This is a genomic window from Bartonella melophagi K-2C, assembly GCF_000278255.1.
Taxonomy (GTDB): Bacteria; Pseudomonadota; Alphaproteobacteria; order Rhizobiales; family Rhizobiaceae; genus Bartonella; species Bartonella melophagi.
On the sequence record NZ_JH725081.1, the window covers coordinates 539,011 to 559,715 of the forward strand.

Annotated in this window: 16 protein-coding genes and 1 pseudogene; 7 read left to right on the forward strand and 10 right to left on the reverse strand. The window is 35.7% G+C overall.

What is annotated here, in order from left to right; all coding sequences use genetic code 11:
- Positions 1-162 precede the first annotated feature (162 nt).
- Both ME3_RS02265 and ME3_RS02270 read left to right on the forward strand, forming a co-directional pair.
- On the forward strand, positions 163-1,119 hold the full coding sequence (locus ME3_RS02265; protein ID WP_007476741.1) for a Gfo/Idh/MocA family protein: 957 nt from the start codon (positions 163-165) through the stop codon (positions 1,117-1,119).
- A 47-nt stretch (positions 1,120-1,166) separates the two neighbouring features.
- Complete coding sequence (locus ME3_RS02270; protein ID WP_007476743.1) at positions 1,167-2,285, forward strand: DegT/DnrJ/EryC1/StrS family aminotransferase; 1,119 nt, start codon at positions 1,167-1,169, stop codon at positions 2,283-2,285.
- 962 nt (positions 2,286-3,247) lie between these two features.
- Here ME3_RS02270 and ME3_RS02275 read toward each other — a convergent pair.
- Both ME3_RS02275 and ME3_RS02280 read right to left on the reverse strand, forming a co-directional pair.
- Complete coding sequence (locus ME3_RS02275; RefSeq protein ID WP_007476745.1) at positions 3,248-3,496, reverse strand: hypothetical protein; 249 nt, start codon at positions 3,494-3,496, stop codon at positions 3,248-3,250.
- A 395-nt stretch (positions 3,497-3,891) separates the two neighbouring features.
- On the reverse strand, positions 3,892-4,485 hold the full coding sequence (locus ME3_RS02280; protein ID WP_007476747.1) for a DUF1134 domain-containing protein: 594 nt from the start codon (positions 4,483-4,485) through the stop codon (positions 3,892-3,894).
- 209 nt (positions 4,486-4,694) lie between these two features.
- On the opposite strand from ME3_RS02280, the gene chpT reads away from it, so the two are divergent.
- Positions 4,695-5,333 (forward strand): histidine phosphotransferase ChpT, encoded by a 639-nt coding sequence (gene chpT / locus ME3_RS02285; protein ID WP_007476749.1) that lies wholly within the window; start codon positions 4,695-4,697, stop codon positions 5,331-5,333.
- 179 nt (positions 5,334-5,512) lie between these two features.
- Here chpT and ctrA read toward each other — a convergent pair whose 3' ends face one another.
- Complete coding sequence (gene ctrA / locus ME3_RS02290; protein WP_007476750.1) at positions 5,513-6,214, reverse strand: response regulator transcription factor CtrA; 702 nt, start codon at positions 6,212-6,214, stop codon at positions 5,513-5,515.
- 563 nt (positions 6,215-6,777) lie between these two features.
- Here ctrA and ME3_RS02295 point away from each other — a divergent pair.
- Positions 6,778-7,128 (forward strand): hypothetical protein, encoded by a 351-nt coding sequence (locus ME3_RS02295; RefSeq protein WP_007476751.1) that lies wholly within the window; start codon positions 6,778-6,780, stop codon positions 7,126-7,128.
- Between the two features lie 162 nt (positions 7,129-7,290).
- Here ME3_RS02295 and sciP read toward each other — a convergent pair whose 3' ends face one another.
- Positions 7,291-7,566, reverse strand: coding sequence for a CtrA inhibitor SciP (gene sciP, locus ME3_RS02300; protein WP_007476752.1), 276 nt, complete (start codon positions 7,564-7,566; stop codon positions 7,291-7,293).
- A gap of 355 nt (positions 7,567-7,921) precedes the next feature.
- Here sciP and mnmA point away from each other — a divergent pair, with 355 nt between their 5' ends.
- Positions 7,922-9,151: a tRNA 2-thiouridine(34) synthase MnmA gene (gene mnmA, locus ME3_RS02305; protein WP_007476753.1), complete on the forward strand. Its 1,230-nt coding sequence runs from the start codon at positions 7,922-7,924 to the stop codon at positions 9,149-9,151.
- Between the two features lie 55 nt (positions 9,152-9,206).
- Here the strand turns inward: mnmA and ME3_RS02310 are convergent.
- Positions 9,207-10,011, reverse strand: a pseudogene (locus tag ME3_RS02310) (TrmH family RNA methyltransferase).
- Positions 10,012-10,885: 874 nt separating this feature from the next.
- Between ME3_RS02310 and ME3_RS02315 the strand changes: the two are divergent.
- Positions 10,886-11,794 (forward strand): cation diffusion facilitator family transporter, encoded by a 909-nt coding sequence (locus tag ME3_RS02315; RefSeq protein WP_039952480.1) that lies wholly within the window; start codon positions 10,886-10,888, stop codon positions 11,792-11,794.
- A gap of 287 nt (positions 11,795-12,081) precedes the next feature.
- Here ME3_RS02315 and ME3_RS02320 read toward each other — a convergent pair whose 3' ends face one another.
- Positions 12,082-12,978 (reverse strand): metallophosphoesterase family protein, encoded by an 897-nt coding sequence (locus tag ME3_RS02320; protein WP_007476757.1) that lies wholly within the window; start codon positions 12,976-12,978, stop codon positions 12,082-12,084.
- Between the two features lie 255 nt (positions 12,979-13,233).
- Here ME3_RS02320 and ME3_RS02325 point away from each other — a divergent pair, with 255 nt between their 5' ends.
- A complete protein-coding gene (locus tag ME3_RS02325) occupies positions 13,234-13,785 on the forward strand; it encodes a GNAT family N-acetyltransferase (RefSeq protein ID WP_007476758.1) in 552 nt (183 codons plus the stop codon).
- A gap of 65 nt (positions 13,786-13,850) precedes the next feature.
- Here the strand turns inward: ME3_RS02325 and ME3_RS02330 are convergent, their stop codons facing one another.
- The 4 genes from ME3_RS02330 to ME3_RS02345 are packed head-to-tail and all read right to left on the reverse strand — an operon-like array spanning position 13,851 to position 20,687.
- Positions 13,851-15,947, reverse strand: a complete 2,097-nt coding sequence (locus ME3_RS02330; protein ID WP_007476760.1) for a hypothetical protein — start codon at positions 15,945-15,947, stop codon at positions 13,851-13,853.
- A complete protein-coding gene (locus tag ME3_RS02335) occupies positions 15,944-18,748 on the reverse strand; it encodes a DUF4159 domain-containing protein (protein ID WP_007476762.1) in 2,805 nt (934 codons plus the stop codon). The genes ME3_RS02330 and ME3_RS02335 overlap by 4 nt, the downstream gene beginning before the upstream one ends.
- Positions 18,745-19,656 (reverse strand): DUF58 domain-containing protein, encoded by a 912-nt coding sequence (locus ME3_RS02340; protein ID WP_007476764.1) that lies wholly within the window; start codon positions 19,654-19,656, stop codon positions 18,745-18,747. The genes ME3_RS02335 and ME3_RS02340 overlap by 4 nt, the downstream gene beginning before the upstream one ends.
- Positions 19,656-20,687, reverse strand: coding sequence for an AAA family ATPase (locus tag ME3_RS02345; protein WP_007476766.1), 1,032 nt, complete (start codon positions 20,685-20,687; stop codon positions 19,656-19,658). Before ME3_RS02345 ends, ME3_RS02340 begins: the two co-directional genes overlap by 1 nt.
- Positions 20,688-20,705 lie beyond the last annotated feature (18 nt).

A 20,705-nucleotide genomic window follows, 5' to 3' on the forward strand; every position in this document is an offset into this window, starting at 1 on the left:
AGAAAGATATTACAAACAATTTTATCTTTGGCGGATATAAGAGGTAGAATAGTGAGATGTCAAGCGTCGTTTTTAAGCTTTTCTCTTGTCATTCTATTTCATCCCCGATATGGAATGAATGGAAATATAATTTTCATAGAGTTAGGCAAATAAGGTGTAAAAATGACACCACGTGTAGCGGTTTTAGGATGCGGTTATTGGGGTGGGAATCATATACGAACACTCCAAAGTCTTGGAGCTTTAGCAGCAGTTTCTGATATTAATTCTAATCGGGCTATGAGTTTTGCAAACGCGCATAACGTTGACGCTATAGCACCTGATGATCTTTTTACTCATGGGGATATTGATGCGATTGTATTAGCACTCCCTCCACAATTTCATACAAACAATGCACTACGTGCTCTAAAAAATGGTAAAGATATTTTGGTTGAAAAACCAATTGCTTTAAATATGGTTGATGCTGAGCGCCAAGTTCATGTGGCTAATAAATATGGGCGAATTTTTATGGTAGGCCATGTTTTACGTTTTCATCCTGCTTTTGAAAAAATATGTGAATTAGTGGTGAATCAAGAATTGGGAGATGTGCGTTATATTTATTCTCATCGGTTAGGTTTTGGAAAGTTTCATATGCAAAGTGATGCTCTATGGGATCTTGCTCCTCATGATCTTTCAATGATTTTTGCGTTGACGGGGTGTGAACCTTCTGAAATTCAGGGAGAGGGGGCTGCAGTAATTGATCAACTTTCTGATTTTGCACATATTCATATGGCGTTTCCAAATGGTATACGCAGTCACCTTTTTACTTCACGCCTTAGTCCTTATCGTGAAAGACGTTTAACAGTCGTTGGTACAAAAGCTATGCTTATATTTAATGATATGGAACCGTGGAATCGTAAATTAGCATTTTGCTGTTTTTCTGTTTGGCAAGAAAATAAAGGGTGGGCTTTTCATTCTGATGAATTAAGTTATATTGATATTTGTGAAGGTTTACCCCTTACTTATGAGTTGCAGCATTTTCTTCATTGTATTGAAACGCGTCAGACACCTCGTACAAATGGCGATGATGCTCTTGCTGTTTTACGAACTTTAATCGCTGCTAATATAAATCATCGGAGATGAAAAATAGATAGTATTTTCATATTCTTGTAATTATCAATGGAGTTAATATGCAATTTATCGACCTTGGAGCGCAGCGCGCACGCATTGAAGAGAAAATTAATGCCACAATTGCGCATGTGGTGGCCAGTGGTCAGTATGTTTTAGGGCCGCAAGTAACGGAATTTGAAGAAAAATTGGCGGATTATCTTGGCGTTAAACATGTGGTTGCATGTGCCAATGGAACTGATGCATTGATGATGCCTCTTATGGCTAAAAATATTGGTCCAGGTGATGCTGTTTTTTGCCCAAGCTTTACGTTTTCTGCAACAGCTGAGGTTGTTGCTTTGGTAGGAGCAAAACCTGTTTTTGTGGATGTTTTGCCGGATACGTTCAATATTGACGTTGATAAACTTGGTGAAGCAATCGAAATGATAAAGAAAGAGGGGCAGCTCAAGCCAAAAGCAATTATTTCGGTCGATTTGTTTGGGCTACCTGCTGATTATAAAACAATTTCTGCAATAGCTGCGAGAGAAAATCTTTTTGTTATTGAAGATACTGCTCAAGCGATAGGTGGTAAAATAGGTAATGTTATGTGCGGAGCTTTTGGTGATGTTGCAGCAACAAGCTTTTATCCAGCAAAACCATTAGGATGTTATGGTGACGGAGGCGCTATGATGACCAATGATGGTGATCTAGCAGCGCTTTTACGTTCAATTTTGTTTCATGGTAAAGGGAAAACACAATATGATAATGTTCGTATTGGTTTAAATTCACGGTTGGATACAATTCAAGCTGCAATTTTATTAGAAAAACTTGCAATCATTGAAGATGAGATGGAAAGGCGTGTGGCAATTGCTCAGCGTTATTCTAATGGTTTAAAAGATATTGTAGCAATTCCACAAGTAGGAAGGGATATTCGTTGTGCTTATGCGCAATATACTATTAAGGTGAAAAATCGCGATCAATTAAAGATGTATTTACAAGAAAACAGCATTCCTACAATGGTTTATTATAATACTCCATTGCATTTACAACCAGCTTATAAACACTTTCCCTACGTGAAGGGTTCTCTTTCTGTTTCTGAATCTTTAGCAGATTGTGTTTTAAGTTTGCCTATGCATCCTTATTTATCGCAAAGTGATCAGGATGTAATTATTCAACACATAAGAAATTTTTATCATTTTTAAGAGAATATTTGTATTTTTAAAAGACTAAGTTGTTATATTCGTTTTATTTTTTTGAATGCATCGTTTTTTGAAGAGAATTTTTTACGCTGTGATTTTATAAAATGAAATTTAAAATTATACAAAGAAGGCTCATCAACAAGGTTCTCATAGAGAGAAGTATATTTGTATTTTTATTCTTAATATAAGATGAGAATATTTATGATAGTGAAGTCATTGATTGATATAATCTTGATCTTTGTTAGCAACTATATAAACGGCTTTTAATAAACGAGTAAATTGAAAAACAAAATTTAAATAACAAGCTGATAATATGTAAGCTAAAAGTATTATAAGTATTATAATGTTCTTTCCATCATGAAAAATATCAATAATGGCTTTTAAAAAAGATAAGATAATTATCAATTGAGTAAGCAGTGTTTTATGTGAGTAAGTAGTGTTTTATGGATCAATATAAAAAGCAAGAAGAGACAAAATTTCAAAATTATTCAAAATGAACGTTGTGGTTTATAATCCAATTGTCACTATAATCATAATAACGGTTCTTATCCTAATATAGAAATTAGAGTTTAAAATATACTAGCAATTGTAAGTAGCTGATATAAAATTACTGTAAGTATTTAAACAAGATAATGATTGCCATTTTCCAAAAACGATTGTGAAACAAATAATACAACATGAACCGATTATGGTTAGGAAATATATAAGGAATTTTTCGACATTTTATGTACTATTAATAATTGCGACAAAAGATATCCAAAGATTTATAGTAATTTAGATCGCTTATAAAATCTTTTAAAGATTATAGTTTAGGCAGTTTTTTATGCTGGGGGTTTTATCGTTAAAAGGTGTATAATTTTTAACATAAGAGGAAAATTGCAACCACCATTTAGCCACTTCAGTAACTTCTTAATGTATAAACATTAACTAATATTATTTTTAAAGATAGTTTATGTAGAAAATATTTATGTAGTACGGATTGTTTTTTGGCGAATATAGGATGCGAGATCACTTTTACTTTTAGAGTTTTTGATCAATGTATTGATGGGAGAATCTTCACCTTCTTTTAAAGCTATTTGGGCAGCTAATATAGCTGCTAGTTCTTTTGTTTCTTTACGCAGCTCATTGAGCAGTTGATTGCTAGAATCACTGTTAAGGTCATCGATTTGAACTTTTAATAAGCGTCGTTGAAAATCTTCTATTTTTTTACGCATAGCGTTAGTTTCCAATTATTAAGAGATTTACCACAAGAATATGTTGCTTGTTTTTATGTGATTTAGCTCCTGTTTAAGGGGAATATGGAATCCATTATATGGTAGAGACAATCAGATAAAATTGCTTTTTGCTTGATTGAATTGAATTTTATCTTTGAAAAAATTGTATTTTTGTCATTGTATATTAGTTTTATAGCATACTTGAGCATAAAAAATCATAGCTTTCTTATTGCATTGAGTGGTAACAGAACTGTTATAGAAACAAATTGATGTATGAGGCAAAGAGTATTTTGCCAAATAAAAAGAACGACACATCCTCTTAAACCCGGAAAATAGAAACGCTAAGAATAAAAGAAGAATTGATTAATTAGCATAATTTCTTTTAATACAATTGTTTAAAATGGATTCCATGTTGGCATGGGTGTTAACTTTAAATATCCCATATTAATGCCAAGACGTGCACCAACCCCTGTACGCACTGGAATCAGTAAAGTATTATTACGTTTAAGAGCGTGAAAACCGACTCCCGCAACTAAATAGGCTGAACCTGAAATACCGCCATAACGTCCCCATAAATTGTTTATATCATTGAGATCATAAATTAGAATCATTAAACGAGAACCTTGACCGCCAAAATCCCACCCTACAGATGGTCCTTGCCAAAAGACTTTATGCTGACCATAATTTTTGGTAAAGATTTGCCCTTCACCATAAGTTAATCCAGCAAAAAAAGCACCGGAAGCTTCTTCTCCTAAAATATAAGCATTTGGAAGACCGTATCGCGAAAAGATATTTTCAATTGCAGTTGCTAGATTATTTGTAGTTTGTCCAAAAAAATTATGGCCAGAACCAATAATTTCTTGCATTGAATAATATTTATTTTTGTCCATTGGTTGAAGTTCAGCGCTTGCAGAACCTACCGTTACAAATAAAAGAGCTATCAAAAGTACAATATTTGTAATCCAGCGTGATAAAAAAAAGAGAGTCATAGGATTTTCTTTTTAGTTGTCATATAAAAGGATGTTAAAGTTTTTATTCAATTTAAATAGAAAATAAGGCATAAAACTGTTTAAATCCTTAAAGTTATCTCACAAAATTTTTTTAATGTGGTTATTAATTTTCATATATGCACTGAATGTTAAAAGTTCTAGCGTAAAATGAGTTTTAAATTTTTAAGTTTGGGAGTTATCAATAAATTATGACGTCAGCTGTTTCTTTGAAGTTTGCCGATCTTACTGCGCTGCTTTGTAGCCGTATTTGCCATGATTTAATTTCACCTATTGGTGCCATTCAAAATGCGATGGAACTTTATGATGAAGGAGGAGTTGAAGAAGATGCTTTGCAATTGGTGCGTTCGTCTGTTTCAAAAGCTTCTGCGTGCTTACAATTTTTCCGATTAGCTTTTGGTGCTTCAGGATCAGTGGATAGTCAGATAGACACTCGTTTTGCTGAACAGGTTGCTCAGCAATATATGGCAGAAGAAAAGGCAATTTTGAAATGGCAAGCTCCCACTTTGCTTTTACCAAAAAATGAAGTTAAGCTTTTGCTGAATTTATTATTAATTGCAAATACAACCATTTCCCGTGGTGGTGAAATAGTTGTGACGATTGTACAAGATATAAATACACGCTCTTTCCGATTTGAAATTTGCGGTCAAATTTTACGTATTCCCCTTCGTTTTGTTGAATTATACAATAAAAAAGCATTGGAAGAAACAATTGATGCTCACGCAATTCAATTTTACTATACAATATTACTGGCTGAGCTAACAGCTATGACACTAAACATACATGAAACTGATAGTCATATTATTTTTGAAAGCACAAAGAAACTTTAAATAAAATTGTTTATACTACGCCGAAAATACCCTAATCCTGTGGGTTAATAGAATGATCTTAGCCTTTCTTAACTAACCCACAAGCATTTTTGTATAAAAAAATCATTATGTAAAATCTTTATTTAAGAAATAAAACTTCACACTTAACATTCCAAGACTGTACTTATACGTTTTATTATTTAAGCGGTTTTGCGTATATTTTCTTCAGATGGATCACGTAATACATAGCCGCGTCCCCAAACTGTATCAATATAATTAACTCCCGATGATACAGCATCCAATTTTTTACGCAACTTGCAGATGAAGACATCAATAATTTTAAGCTCTGGTTCATCCATCCCACCGTAAAGATGATTGAGAAACATTTCTTTGGTGAGTGTGGTTCCTTTACGTAATGAAAGAAGCTCTAGCATTTGGTATTCTTTACCAGTTAAATGAATGGGACGACCCGCAATCTCAACTGTTTTATTGTCAAGATTGACAGTAAGATCACCTGTGACAATAACTGATTGTGCATGACCTTTAGAACGACGCACGACAGCATGAATACGCGCAATTAACTCATCTTTATGAAAGGGCTTAGTCATATAATCATCAGCCCCAAAGCCAAAACCACGTACTTTATCTTCAATGCTACTCATACCCGAAAGAATAAGAACGGGGGTTTTTATTTTTGCTAATCGTAGAGTCCGCAAAACATCATAACCTGACATATCAGGTAAATTTAAATCAAGCAAAATAATATCATAATCATAAAGCTTACCTAAATCAACGCCTTCTTCACCTAAATCAGTAATATAGACATTAAAATTTCCTGATTTTAGCATCAATTCGATGCTTTGAGAGGTTGTTTTGTCGTCTTCAATTAATAATACGCGCATTTTTAAATTCCTCGCTTCGCTCCTTCCGAATCAAATGGAGCTCTTTATTTATACAACTGATAGTACTACCAGTGATAAAAAGTAATGAAATCAAACATTTAATTATTAAAATGTTTGTGAATAATGCAGTGGTACGCGTAACCAATCACCACTGTTTTCTCCCCACTATCTGAGATAGTGATTAACAAAATATTTTCATTTTTGGAAGAGGTTAATAAAAATTATTTTAGAAGAATTTTACTTTTCTTAATTAAGCAAAAAAATTAGTTACCTATTTTATTAATTTTTTACTTTTAAAAAATCTTATAATAAATTATTAAAATTATGATGTTTGTTTATTATGTTTTAAATTTCTTTGATTTTATAATAGAAATGAAAAATGAATAAGTAGTTGATATTTTTTAAACATATTGTGTTTATTAAGTGTTTTTAAAAAGGCAAAAAAGAGTTATTTTTCAACTTAAAAAGAATGGTTTACTTTTTTTGTTGAAAGGATGGTGCTAGAAGTCTGTGTCAGAGGGGAAATGTGCGTTTTTTGTTAGCGCAATCAAGGAGTAGCAAGAATGAAGCCGCAGCAGAGTATGATAAAGTTAAAAATGTTTCAAGTACGTGAGAAACGTCATGAAATTACACAGCTTGAAATAATGATCAAAGAGTTTGAACAAATGGTACTAGAGCTAGAAGCGCAAATTGCCAGTGAAGAACGTAAATCTGGAAATAATGATATTCATCATTTTGCTTATTCGACTGTTGCTCGTGCAGCGCGCAAGCGACACGATAATTTAACAGATTCAATTCGTAATTTACAGCTTCAAAAAGCAAATGCTGAGATTACTTTAAATGAAGTTGAAACGGAATTGCAACGTATGCAAGTTCTTGAAGTGCGAGAAAATAAGAAGGCCGTAGGTGAGTAATGACCATGTTTTTGTTCAGTCTCGCACTCTATGATTGAATGATACAAACTGTAGATTAGGTATAAATTTTTAGTTTGTGGATTATAATAGAAAATAGCCAGATTTAAAAAATCTGGCTATTTTTGAATATAAGGCCTGAAAATCCATTACTATCAATGGCAATTAATGCCTGTATTGTTGGATTCTTGTTGTCCGTAATCCAGCTAAGCCGTGTTCATCAATCGAACTTTGCCATGAGAGAAACTCTTCTACAGTCAAAGTATAACGTTGACACGCCTCATCAAGACTTAATAATCCACCTCTGACAGCAGCAACAACTTCAGCTTTACGCCGGATAACCCAGCGCCTTGTTGTTGGTGGTGGCAGGTCGGTAATTGTAAGTGGACTACCATCCGGGCCAATCACATATTTTATTTGTGTTTTTATCAAATCGGTCATTGTATTCTCTACTTTTTTCAAGGACCTGAGATGCTTGTAAAGCATGAGCTTTAAAAAAGAACTAAACACGTTGAAAAAAAATTAATAAAATCGATTCAAATGCAAAAAGGCAGATAAAAAACAAAGAAAACAGCTTTTTTTCATTTTTTTAAAATAAAAAACCTTATCGAAAATATCATAATGTACTGTTTTACTTATCTTTTATCTGCCCCTTTGCATTTTGGGTCGCTTCTTTAAAAATCTAATACTATTAGTTGTAGGAAGGATAAAAAAACAATATAAAGAGATAATGGATAGTGTATATATATGAAAACAATCCACTTACTAGCGCATATTTTAAGTAGAGAATGAGCATATGCCTTTAAATAGCCTTGATTTGCCAGGACAGCCCGAAAACTCTCGTATTGTTGTTGCGATGTCTGGAGGCGTTGATTCGTCTGTTGTGGCGGGCCTTTTAAAAAAAGAAGGTTATGATGTGGTTGGGATTACCTTGCAACTTTATGATCATGGTGTTGCAACGCATCGTGTGGGGTCGTGTTGTGCAGGACAAGATATTGAAGATGCTCGTCGTATAGCAGAAACATTGAAGATACCTCATTATGTTCTTGATTACGAAAAGCGATTTCGTGAAGCTGTAATTGATCCTTTTACAGAAAGTTATACACATGGAGAAACCCCTGTTCCATGTGTGGCTTGCAATCAAACTGTTAAATTTTCTGATTTATTAGCAACTGCACGTGAATTAGGTGCAAATGCTTTGGCAACCGGTCATTATATTCGCAGTCGTTCTTGTGGTGCGCACCGAGCATTGTTTCGCCCTCTTGATGCTGACCGTGATCAGAGTTATTTTCTTTTTGCCACAACGCAAGAGCAAATTGATTATTTGCGTTTTCCACTTGGAGATCTTCCAAAAGCACGTGTTCGTGAAATAGCAGCAGAAATGGGTTTTGTTGTTGCCGATAAGCATGATAGCCAAGATATTTGCTTTGTTCCACAAGGGAAATATTCTGATGTTATCACAAAATTGCGCCCAGAATCTACAAATCCTGGAATTATTATGCATATCAATGGGCAAATTTTGGGCGAACATTCAGGAATTATCAATTATACTGTTGGTCAACGTCGCGGCATTGGGATTGCAACTGGTGAGGCGCTTTATGTAGTTTATCTTGACGCGGAAAATGCGCGCGTTATTGTTGGTCCGCGTGAGATGTTAGAAACGCATAAACTTTTTTTGCGTGATGTAAATTGGCTTGGTGATGAGCAATTGGACAATTTTTCTCCTAATGGTATTGATGTAGTAGTCAAAATTCGTTCAACGCGTCCTCCACGTCCAGCTCGTTTACATTATCAGAATAGTGTCTTTTCTGTTGATTTATTAGAAAGCGAAAGTGGGGTTGCCCCTGGGCAAGCCTGTGTTTTTTATAATGAAAATAGTAATGAGGCGCGTGTTCTTGGGGGTGGGTTTATTACACATTTAGAACGTTCCGCAGGTGCTGAGGCAATGTTGAAACAAGTTTTGCATAATTTAGAAACAAAAACTATTACTTCTCCTCAGACTAAAGAAGCTATTGCGTGCAAATAAAATAGTAAGCTAATAAAATTAAAATATGTATTTATAGTTTTAAATGTTCTCACTTTTAGTTTAGTTTATCAAAATCAGCAAAATGTGCTAATGCAATACCTGATGCGGTAGCAACATTGAGGCTATCAAAACCATAAGCCATAGGAATGCGTAGGGTCTCTGATTTTTGTAGAATATGAGCTGGCAAACTATCATCTTCCGCTCCTAAAATAATAGCAGTGCGTTTTGTTGAGTTTGCTTCTTTGAGATAGCGTGGAGCAGAAGGAGAAAGGGCATAAAGATGAAAGTCCGCATCATTTAAAGCTTCAATAATGCTATCAATATCAGCACCTTGTGTATAAGGTATTTTTAGAGCAGCACCAACAGAAACTCTGATTGCTTTTCGGTATAGCGGATCGCATGAAGTTTTATCAACAATAATACCATGACTGGCAAAAGCGGCTGCATTGCGAAAAATGGCACCCATATTATCGTGATTAGAAATACCACATAAAACTGGTACCAAGGTTTTTTCTGGAAGATTTTTTTAAAAATCTTTGTAATGAGGGTAAAGTTTTACGTTCACCAATACCAAGCATGCCACGATGAACATGAAAACCAGCAATATCGTCTATGACTTTTTGCGGAACACAATAAATAGAACAGGTTGGTTTTGTTGCTTTTAAAATAGGCATAATTCCAAGAAGACATGCTGCTACAATAAGCAATGACAAGGCAGAAAAATCTTTTGAATGCAGCAATGCTGACAATACTACTTTGCCTTCAGCAATAAATTGCTGTTGCCGTCCAACAAGATCTTTTTCACGAATATTATGGCGTAGGTCATCAGTTTCGTGGATTGTTGTGATATTCAAAATCATATTAGAGCTTCTAACATTATTTTTTCTAAATCACCAGCGTAGTGAATGCTGTGTCTTCGTGATTGAATGGGGAGACAAAAAAGATGTATTATTTTTAAATTTAAAGTAGAATATATGTTGACATAATACAACCATAAGTATAAAATACAACTACCGAGTGCAGCACACAACAGTGTTTTATTCGGGTACAGTGTCTTAGGTCCCCGCTATTTCCTAAGACTGTAGTCCCTTTCTAGGGGAAAAGAATCTGGGTTCCCAATGCCCAGATTCTTTTTTATGGGGATAGTATTTATAAAAATGCTTTTTTCTATGGCTAAAAATAATTTTTTGAATTGCACGTTATAGACCACAAAATAAAAATTTTGTGATGAGTATTCTGTCCACTTTATGGTTTTTCTTTAAGTAGAATTATTTCTAACAACCATAAGTTTTAATGCATTTGGGAATAAAATCACAACAATAATATTAACTGGCTTTTTTGTTCTTTATGCAGTAACAGCTATGCTGAATGAAAATGGTCATAAGAAATATGTAAGTATTACGTAAGTATAAAGTGTGTTTAAAAAAATTGTTTCTCAATTATAAAGCAACAAGAGTGTTCTGTCTATTCAATAAGCAATTATAACAGTTGGGTTGATAAATCTGGTATCGCCTTAAGAGTTGTCTCTTCTTTTTATGGGAGACATTCAAGTCGTTACAGTTGATTTAGTATGGTTTGTGGTGTGGCAATTGTTGCACGAACAGTAGGCCTACGGTAATTGTTTTATTTTAAAGCTATCTGATATTGAGGAATGGTGTAAAGGCATATCAATAATGTTTATAGGTATGCTGCTCAAAATATTGTGCTTCATTTAATAGAGAATGGTGTGTGGTTATGAGTACAAAGATAAAGATACAAAAATTGACACTATGGTCTATTTTAGTGGCTTGTATCGTTTTTGCTTTGAAATATTGGGCTTATCAGATTACCGGTTCGGTTGCACTTTATTCTGATGCTTTGGAATCAATTGTTAATATAATTGCTGCATTAGCAACATGGTGGGCTGTTAAAATAAGTCTTAAACCAGCTGATCAAAATCATCCTTTTGGGCATCATAAGGCAGAATATTTTTCTGCTATTTTTGAAGGTGTATTGATCATTATTGCAGCAATTATGATTTTAAGAAAAGCATGGCTGGCTCTTTCAGCTGTTGAATTACCGCAACAACCTGGAATATGGGTTGGTATTAATATTGCAGTTTGTATTATAAATTATTTTTGGGGTTTAATTCTTATTCAACAAGGAAAAATTCATCATTCACCAGCTCTTAAGGCTGATGGAGCGCATGTAATGATGGATGTTTTAACTTCCTTTGGCATTTTAGTAGGACTTATTGCTGCCTTTATAAGTGGATGGACTGTTTTAGATCCAATTTTGGCAATAATGGTTGCTATTCATATTCTTGTGCAGGGTTGGAAAGTGATTCATAATTCTGTTCAAGGATTAATGGATGTTGGAGTTGAATTAAATGAAACCACGCGGATTAATGATCTTATTTTAGCAAATGCATGTGGGGCTATTGAAATACATGATTTACGCACACGTATTGCTGGTAGGGTTACTTTTATAGAGTTTCATTTAGTTGTACCAACTGTAATGCAGGTGGGAGAAGCACATCAGATTTGTAATAAAGTTGAGGAAGCAATTAGAGTTGAATTTAAAAATGCACGTATTACTATTCATATAGAACCTGAAAATGAAGCCAAATTTCTTCCTGGTACAATGACTATTCCTTCTTTGTGAGAAATTTCCTTTTTATTTGTTTTTTCTATGCACAATGCATAATCGAATTTTGTATAGCTATAAAAATAGCAATCATGGATTATTGTAGATATTTATTTTAGTAGGGGGTTTCTATGATAGTGGGATATTATATGAAAGTAATGTATCAATGCATCGGTAAAATATGCGGCATTATACTTGATAATATTACAGCTATTATATCAGAAACTCTGAGTTTTGTGGTTGATTATAATATTGTTTTAAGAAGGATGAACCACAGGATATTTTGGGGTTAATAGTTTAAAATACTAAAGCTCAGTTTTTTCAGTACACATTATTTCATTTTTTCGATTAATAATACTATAACGTTGTAATTGACAGTGCCATTGCTGATAAGAGCGCTCAATAGTAAACAAGTTGAAATTGGCAGGTGGTTTCTTGCTCCCAAAAGCTTGTGATGCGGAAGAAACACCGACAATAGGAACTTTTTTCATTTTTCCTTCAATGAAGTTTAATGTAGGTAAGTGGGTATGGCCGTGAAGAATAAGCTCACAACCATGGTGTTTTATAACGTCTAGAAATTTTTCTATACCCCATAATTTTTTATACCAAGAAGTAGCATTATGAAAAGGAGGGTGATGTATCATCACAATACGAAAAAGATCACGCGCTGCAGCTTCATTTAAAAATTGAGATAAAGTCTGTGCTTGCATTTTATCAAAATAGCCAGCAGCTTGGAAAAATGGTGTAGCGATGGCTGAAGAAGCACCGATAATAGCCACATTATCGCGAACGCGCATATAAGGAAAAACATTATTTTGAGGAATATCACCTGTGATCCAAGGTTGAAAGGCGATACAGGCTTTTTGAAATGCTCCGCGAACATAAGCATCATGATTACCAAGCGTTAAAGAAATATTTTTAGGATGGCCTTGTGCACACAACCAACGGCATGCTTGTTCAAATTCTTTATCTAGAGAAAGATTGACGAGATCACCAGAAATTACAAGATGATCAGGTTTTTCCTTTTTCAATGCATGCATTAAAGTGTCTAAAACACTTGTTGTCATTTGGCTTTTGCGTTTTTTTTGCCAATTTAAATAGCCAGTAAGACGCTTCCCAAAAAGCTCAGATAAAGAAGGTTGTGGGAGAGGTGAAAGGTGCACATCCGATATATGGGCAAGATAAAACATAAATGTTAGCATAGTACTGAAAACAATTTAGGCAATAGAAAAATAGCCGGTTTATTGTTGGGAGCGGTAGAGGGGTTAAGGTAAGAACAGTTTGCTAGAAAGTTTTAAGAAAACTTTGCAAGCATTTGCGGTGTTAGAAAAAAGTGCTAAAAGCAAGGTTTTTCAAATGGGTTGGGTAATGTGTGAAAAAATAGTGACAATGAATCAAAATTTTTAAAACTAAAATAATTAGCTTTTTGTTTGCATATTAATTTTTAGGAATGATCTATGATAAACTTATCGTCTACTTCTCAATCTTGTACTCCCTTTTCTGCAACTGATAATACGATAAGTTATTGGCCTGAAACAATTGATCATGATGCTCAAATTAAGCAAATTAATCAAATAGTTTTTGGTCCGGGTCGTTTTGTGCGTGCAAGTTATTTACTGCGAGAAGATGGTAAGCATGATCGTCAGCTTTCTTTTGTTGCTTGTTTGGAAGACCATGTTATTGGTTCTGTGAGGATGACTCCTATATACATTGGTATACAAACTGCTTATTTGCTAGGTCCTCTTGTTGTTCTGCCTGACCATAAAAATATTGGTGTAGGAAGCAAATTAGTACGTATGGCATTACAAGCGGCGGAAAATTGTAATGTTCCTTTGATCATTTTAATTGGGGATAAGGATTACTATGGCCGTTTCAATTTTAAAAATGTACAACATGGGCAAATACAAATGCCTGCGCCAGTGAATCCCCAACGATTATTAGTTTTAGAATTACAAGAAGATGCGTTAAAAACAGCACATGGTAAAGTACGTTATCGTTCATGTAGCTAATATACATTTTTCCTGTAAAATAGATTTAAGTTATCTTGAAGCGATTAAAAGATCGCTTAGAATTTTTAGTGATTTTCACGATACCACATGCTGCTGAGTAGTAAAAAGCAGGTGATCAGAGCTAAAAATCCAGAAAAGATTGGAAAATATGAGGTATTAACCAAACGGGTTTCTGTTGCTTCTTTCAGAACAATTGATTGGGCACGAGGAGATATTAATTTTGTTTTCGTTTGAATCAATTTAATGGGGGGAAGGTGAATGCCATCTTTTTTCTCATGATGCAAACGTACTACATGACCGCCAGTATGTTGGCTGATAGGGGTTAGTTTTTCTTCTGTTGAAATTAAATCAGAAAATTCAAGACTATCGAGTGCGCCTATAGAAGAGAGCACTGTTTGATCACCATTGTGGATGGTAAAGATTCCTGTTTCATCAGTATTTACAGTTCCTGTAAAAACACCTTCTTGTTCTTTTGTGAGAATGATCTTTTGTTTTTTGCCAGAGGGGAAGATTACTTCGGTTGGCTCTGGCTGCTCTTTAAGTGTTTGTCGACGAATTGTTAAATGATGATGATCATTTACAGTACTTAATCTTTCTTCTTCAAGTTCTGGTTCTTTCATGAGCCAATGAGCAATGCGACGATAAAGAGCAGCGTAAGGCCCCCCCCCTTCAAAACCTCGTGCCCACAACCAACTTTCATCAGAAAGCAACATACCTACTCGGCCTTTATCAGTATGTGAAAGAAGCAAAAGCGGTTGTTCATCAGCTCCTTTCATAATAGGAATACTTTTGTTTGTGTTTTGAATTGCAATTTGTCGTAGCCATCGCCCCCATTGAGAGGCTGGGTGGGTAGGGGTAGCAAGACCTCGCGTAACAGGATGGCGTTCACCTTCTTTGGTTAATGTAGGGCGGAAAGGTTTTTGAATAATAGTACCATTTGGTAATGCTGGTAGAACACTTATTAAAGGTGTTTTAGCAAGTGACTGTTCATTAGCAAATTCAGGCCCTGTTACTATGAGTAATGCCCCACCTTTTTGTACATATTGAGTAATATAATCATAATAAATCAATGGTAACACATTGGAATGTTGGAAGCTGTCAAGAATGATAAGATCAAAATTATTGATTTCTTCAACAAATAACTGGGTTGTAGGAAAAACTACAAGTGACAATTGGCTCACAGGCGTATTGTCTGCTTTTTCAGGTGGACGCAAAATAGTAAAATGAACAAGATCAATATTGGAATCACTTTTTAAAAGGTCACGCCATGTACGTTCACCATTGTAAGGTGTACCCGAGATGAGAAGAACACGCAAATTTTCTCTAATTCCTTCAATGACAGCAATGGCGCGATTATTATCGAAGCTTAATTCACCTTCATAAGTATCAGTTGTAGCTTGAATGATATTTTTTTCAGCATGAGGAAGAGTGATTTCAGTTTGAAAAATAGTACCAGGAGTTACAGAATAACGGCCAACTTCTTGACCATTAACACTTATAGAAATGTTTGCTTGCGCTGGTATAGCTTTTTGAGGTTGGCCTTTATCTTCTACCAAGATGGAAAGTACTTGTGGTTTATTGATAAGAGCAAAGCGGGGAGGAGAAATAAATTTAATTTGACGGTCAAATTCATTAGATCTCCCTGTTATAAGAGCATTAATTGGTGCACTATCATGAAGTTCTGATAATTTTGGAATATCATGCACTTGTCCATCTGTGATCAAAATTGTTCCTGCATAGCGAGATGGGGGTATATCAGCTATAGCTTGTGTTAGAGCATTAAATAAATTTGTTGATGGTGCATAATGGTTTTCAGAAAGTTTTCCAGCTTCAATAAAACGCAGCTCAAATTGTGGATAGTGGGATAGCTCATTTGTTAATTGTATGCGCGCTTTGTGACTATCATCTGCACGTGTACTAAATGTTTGACTTTCGCTTTGGTCAATTACAATACCCACAGTGCTTTTAACAGGTTGGCGCTGTTCTTTTATTATCATTGGATTAAGCAAAGCAAGAATGATTGAGCTCAATGCTATAAGACGCAACAAGGCTCCAGGGCGCTTCGTAATGAGGCCAATAATAATAAAAAAAGTGGGAAGTCCTCCTAAAAAAAGAAGCCAGGGGATGGGTAGAAGAGACTGAAAAGTGATCGATGGTATCATTGACTTTTTTTTCTGTTAAAGCTCTCTAACAATGCAGGAACATGAACCTGATCGGCTTTATAATTACCTGTGAGCATGTAGATGACAATATTCAGTCCTGCACGAAATGCCCATAGGCGTTGCATAGGATCATTGGGAACAAGTGGGTATTTCCATGTACCTTTCTCGTCTAGCGCCCAAGCACCAGCGAAGTTATTGGCAGTGATAAGAAGAGAACTAACATTATCGCCAGTAGCAATAGAATTTTTATTTTTTTTATTTATTGATGATGCTTCAACCCATAAAGGTGAGCCACGATAGCGTCCAGGAAAATCAGGCATAATATAAAAAGAACGAGTAATAACATGATCAGCTGATGCTGGTTCAATGGCTGGGATATTTAATTTGCTTAAAATAGCACGCAATCTTTGTGTAGCTGGGGTAGCAGTTTCTTCAAGGTTAAGATTGGCGCTTATTTGATCACGCGTGTCAAATAAAACTGTACCACCATGTTTCATAAAAGCGTTTATTTTTTCAAGGCTTTTTTGCGTTGGCATGGGGCCATCAGCGTCAATAGGCCAGTAAATAAGAGGATAGAAAGAAAGTTCATCTTTATCAAGATCAAGCGCTACAACAGAACCGGGTGAAAGCATTGTACGCTCTGAGATAAATTGACTGAGTGCTTCCAAGCCACTTTTACTTGTTGTATCAATTTCATGATTATGAGTCACAACATAAGCAAGGTGGGTGGCTCCAGCTGCTTGCACTATGATTTCATCATACTTTTCTACAGTTTGTGCATGAGTGATTGGTGGATAAGACAATAAGACGATAAAACTTACTATCAGAGGTAGTAAGAGAAATATATTACTTCGTCGATTAAAAAGAAAAGCTCCTCCCATCCATAAAACTAAAAAACTATCTAGCGCTAAGAGTAGGCTAGCCAGCCCTAGAAGTGGTCCAGCAAAATGTTTCTCTTGTGTATCATAAGATAACGGGTCATTACCTGAGGAGGCAGGTAATGGCGATTGTTTTGTTAAATGTGATGAATGATTTAATAAATTCAATGCATAAAGATTATTTTTAGAACCGTAAAATCCAGGTGGGGTATCATAGGATGGAAGGGGTAGTTTTTGTACATCAATAACAAGTGGAGCAATATGAGGGGAGGGTATCTGTAATTGACCATCAGCATTTAATGTTCGCCAAGGGCTTTGTGCTGTTGTTGCCTGTGTTTTTATAGGGGGTTCCTGGTCATATACACGAAGCGTGGTAAGCTTTTGCAACATTTGCGCAAAAAATCCAGAAAGCGGAAGATTTGACCATGTAGGATCAGGCGCAATGTGGACAAAAATGAGTATGCCTTTTCCATAGTTAGCAGCTGTGAGAAGAGGTGTGCCATCAGCAAGACTAAGCCATGTTTTTTCAAAAAGATCTGAGCTTGGTTCTGCCAAGATTTGACGTGAAACAGTAACTTCTTCTGGAAAAGGAAGGTCAAAGAAAAAGCTATTTTTTGCAAAAGGTGCTAATTTTTGTGGTTTAGCCCATGACATAGTACTTCCAAGATAACGTTCACCAGAACGTAGTGGTACAGGTAGTAAACTGTCATATTGTTCTGTAGAACTCAAATTCTCCCCAGCAAAACGAATAAGCACTCCCCCTTTATTTACAAAATTAGATAGTTTTTTTTCTGCTACTTTTGACATATTAGCAATGTCACCCATAATGAAAACAGACGGATTTTGTTTGAGTAAGTGATCAATATCAATTGAAAGCTCTCCTCCACCAGCTGTTATAATCTGTGCATGTTCCTGCAATGCTTTGATGACATAGTAAAGTGGAGACAATAAAGGCTGCACCATTTCATTAACGCTTGGTGATAGAAGAGCAACGCGACTTATTTGGTTACGGCTATCAATTAAAAAAGTTGCAGCAGCTTGAGCATGGTTATCAATTTTTATCCACGCAATGTCATTACGTAATTCAAGCGGTAAATTAAGGGGGACAAGAGCTGTTGTTTCTCCTTCATGAAAGTGTACTGTAAAACGTTCAAGAAGCTGACTTTTCAAATCATAAAGACTTAATGTCGTCATAGACTTATCATGAGTGGTTGCGCGAATAACACGTGCTGCGATATTTCCATCATTATTGACTATACCTGTTATGCCAATCAAGTGAGAAATGTCAGCTGAATACCATAAGAGTGTTTTAGGCTTTAATTGTTCAATGAAAGTGAGAACTTGTTTATCTTCGTTTGTTTGTAAGCCATCACTTAAGTAGGCAATATCAAGAGGTTTTTCACCAGTTTTTTCAATAAGTTTTTTAAATGTTTGCACACGATTGATGGGCCAGGGTTGAGGTTGCAGATGTATTAAATGTTGTCTTACAACTTCTGCAGAAAAGGGGCCAATTTCTTGGGTGTTGTTTTCAGCTGTTGCAAGTAAATAAATGTCTTTTTCATGTTTTTCTGCTTGTACAAGTAAGGATTTTGCAACAGTAATACGTTTTTTCCATTCTTCAGCAGAAGCCCATCCATTGTCAATAATAAGTGCCAGCGGTTGAGATCCGGAAAAAATAACAGGATTTTGGTTCCATATAGGGCGTGCTAAGGCGATAGTAATTAATGCTATCATAACGAGTCGTAGCAATAACAACCACCAAGGTGTATGGTTAGCTGTTTCTTGCTGATTAGTTCGTTTGAGCAAGAAGCGTAAGGGAGGAAAAGGCTCTTTATGAGGCGTGGAAGGTGTTGTGCGCAACAACCACCAAATAACTGGTAAAGCCAAAAATCCGAGCAAAACTAGGGGAGCTTCAAAACTCAAAGTGCCCTCCCTGTATGAGGTGAAGAGGCATTTATTCTCTTTGTAAGTTGCAAGATGGTTTCTTTTAAAGGTCGGTCAGTTGTGCTCACATGATAATTCCATCCTTGGTGTGAGCAGAAATTTATTAATTCTTCTCGTCTTTCTTGATAGAGTTTGCAATAATGTTTACGGATGTTTTCTGCTTTTCCTAAAAGAAGCTTTTGTTTGGTTTCAGGATCGAAAAACTCTGTATGTCCTTTGTAAGGAAAGCACTCTTCTGCAGGATCGGCAACTTCAATTAAATGCGCATTAACTTGCTTTGCTACTAAAATTTTTAGATGTTGAATGGTTTGTTCAGGCTGATCAAGAAAGTCGCTAATTATGATGACTTGTGAAAAGCGATTAATGGCCGAGAAATTTGGAAATGAATTTTCAGCTTGGTGATTTGTTAAAGCTATTGCCATGCATTCTGCTATATTAGATGTCATGGTGGGAGCCATTAAATTAGGAATAGCAATATATTGATCATCTCGTGCAAGAAGTGTCGCCAGTGCAAGGGAAAGAATAATCGCATGATTGCCTTTAGAGATTTTGGAAAAGCGTGAGCAATAGTGCATGGAAGCACTTTGATCGGGCCAAATCCAAACTGTTTGGGCTGTTTCCCATTCGCGTTCACGTAAGTAAGTGTGTTCATCACGTGCAGAACGACGCCAATCAATATGTGTCGTAGATTCCCCTTCGACATATAGACGAAATTGCCAAAAATTATCTCCATTGCCACGTTTACGTTGATTATGGCAGCCAGCCATTAGTGTATTAGTAATAAGGCGTGCTTGTAAAAGAAGATGAGGCATATTTCTTACGTCTTTATGCAGTTTTGCAATAAACGACAGTGAATTTTTCTTAGAGACTTTTTTGCCAATAGCCATTAAAGAGCATCTTTCACAAGCTTAGTGATAATATCTTTGATGGTTATATTATCAGCACGTGCAGAAAAATTAAGTGCCATGCGGTGTTGTAATACGGGATAAGCTAACGCTTTAACGTCATCAAGTGAGGGGGATAGACGCCCGTGATAAAGAGCCCGGGCGCGAGCACAAAGTGAAAGAGCTTGTGATGCCCGAGGACCAGGTCCCCAAGCAATGTAAGTATTTGCAAAGGAATTATCTTCATTTGGACGAGCTGAACGCACTAATTTCAAAATGGCTTCAACGACATTTTCAGAGATAGGTATTTTGCGGACGATTGTTTGAATTTTTTGCAATTTTTTAGATGATAGGACTGGTTTTACAGTTTGGCTTTTTTGACCTGTTGTTTCTAAAATAATACGCCGTTCTGTAGTAAGATCGGGATAATCAATATCAATTTGCATCAAGAAGCGATCAAGTTGTGCTTCAGGAAGTGGGTAGGTTCCTTCTTGTTCGAGAGGATTTTGTGTTGCAAATACATGAAAAGGTTTTGGCAGATCATAACGAGTGCCGGCAATAGTTACATGATATTCTTGCATGGCTTGCAAAAGAGCTGATTGAGTGCGGGGTGAAGCACGGTTAATTTCATCTGCCATAAGAAGTTGGGCAAAAACAGGGCCTTGGATGTAACGGAAGAAGCGTTTACCATTTCTATCCAAGTCCATAATTTCAGAACCGATAATATCTGATGGCATTAAATCTGGTGTGAATTGGATACGCTTTCCATCAAGCCCTAAAACAAGGCTTAATGTCTCAACAAGACGTGTTTTAGCAAGCCCTGGAACGCCAACAAGAAGGGCGTGCCCCCCAGCCAAAATGGCCGTTAAGGTATATTCAATCACGTGACTTTGACCAAAAATAACTTTGTCGATTGCTTTTTGCAGAGTAGCTAATTCTTTATACGCTGCATCAATATCATCAACGATCGATTGGCTATCTTTATTTATACTAGTCTTTTTGATGGTATTAGATAACGTATCATCTTGACTCATATTGTTTCCTTAAAACAG

Coding starts and splice junctions, on each gene's coding strand:
- ME3_RS02265 (WP_007476741.1), top strand. CDS start 163: ATGACACCACGTGTAGCGGTTTTAGGATGCGGTTATTGGGGTGGGAAT.
- ME3_RS02270 (WP_007476743.1), top strand. CDS start 1,167: ATGCAATTTATCGACCTTGGAGCGCAGCGCGCACGCATTGAAGAGAAA.
- ME3_RS02275 (WP_007476745.1), bottom strand. CDS start 3,496: ATGCGTAAAAAAATAGAAGATTTTCAACGACGCTTATTAAAAGTTCAA.
- ME3_RS02280 (WP_007476747.1), bottom strand. CDS start 4,485: ATGACTCTCTTTTTTTTATCACGCTGGATTACAAATATTGTACTTTTG.
- chpT (WP_007476749.1), top strand. CDS start 4,695: ATGACGTCAGCTGTTTCTTTGAAGTTTGCCGATCTTACTGCGCTGCTT.
- ctrA (WP_007476750.1), bottom strand. CDS start 6,214: ATGCGCGTATTATTAATTGAAGACGACAAAACAACCTCTCAAAGCATC.
- ME3_RS02295 (WP_007476751.1), top strand. CDS start 6,778: ATGAAGCCGCAGCAGAGTATGATAAAGTTAAAAATGTTTCAAGTACGT.
- sciP (WP_007476752.1), bottom strand. CDS start 7,566: ATGACCGATTTGATAAAAACACAAATAAAATATGTGATTGGCCCGGAT.
- mnmA (WP_007476753.1), top strand. CDS start 7,922: ATGCCTTTAAATAGCCTTGATTTGCCAGGACAGCCCGAAAACTCTCGT.
- ME3_RS02315 (WP_039952480.1), top strand. CDS start 10,886: ATGAGTACAAAGATAAAGATACAAAAATTGACACTATGGTCTATTTTA.
- ME3_RS02320 (WP_007476757.1), bottom strand. CDS start 12,978: ATGCTAACATTTATGTTTTATCTTGCCCATATATCGGATGTGCACCTT.
- ME3_RS02325 (WP_007476758.1), top strand. CDS start 13,234: ATGATAAACTTATCGTCTACTTCTCAATCTTGTACTCCCTTTTCTGCA.
- ME3_RS02330 (WP_007476760.1), bottom strand. CDS start 15,947: ATGATACCATCGATCACTTTTCAGTCTCTTCTACCCATCCCCTGGCTT.
- ME3_RS02340 (WP_007476764.1), bottom strand. CDS start 19,656: ATGGCTATTGGCAAAAAAGTCTCTAAGAAAAATTCACTGTCGTTTATT.
- ME3_RS02345 (WP_007476766.1), bottom strand. CDS start 20,687: ATGAGTCAAGATGATACGTTATCTAATACCATCAAAAAGACTAGTATA.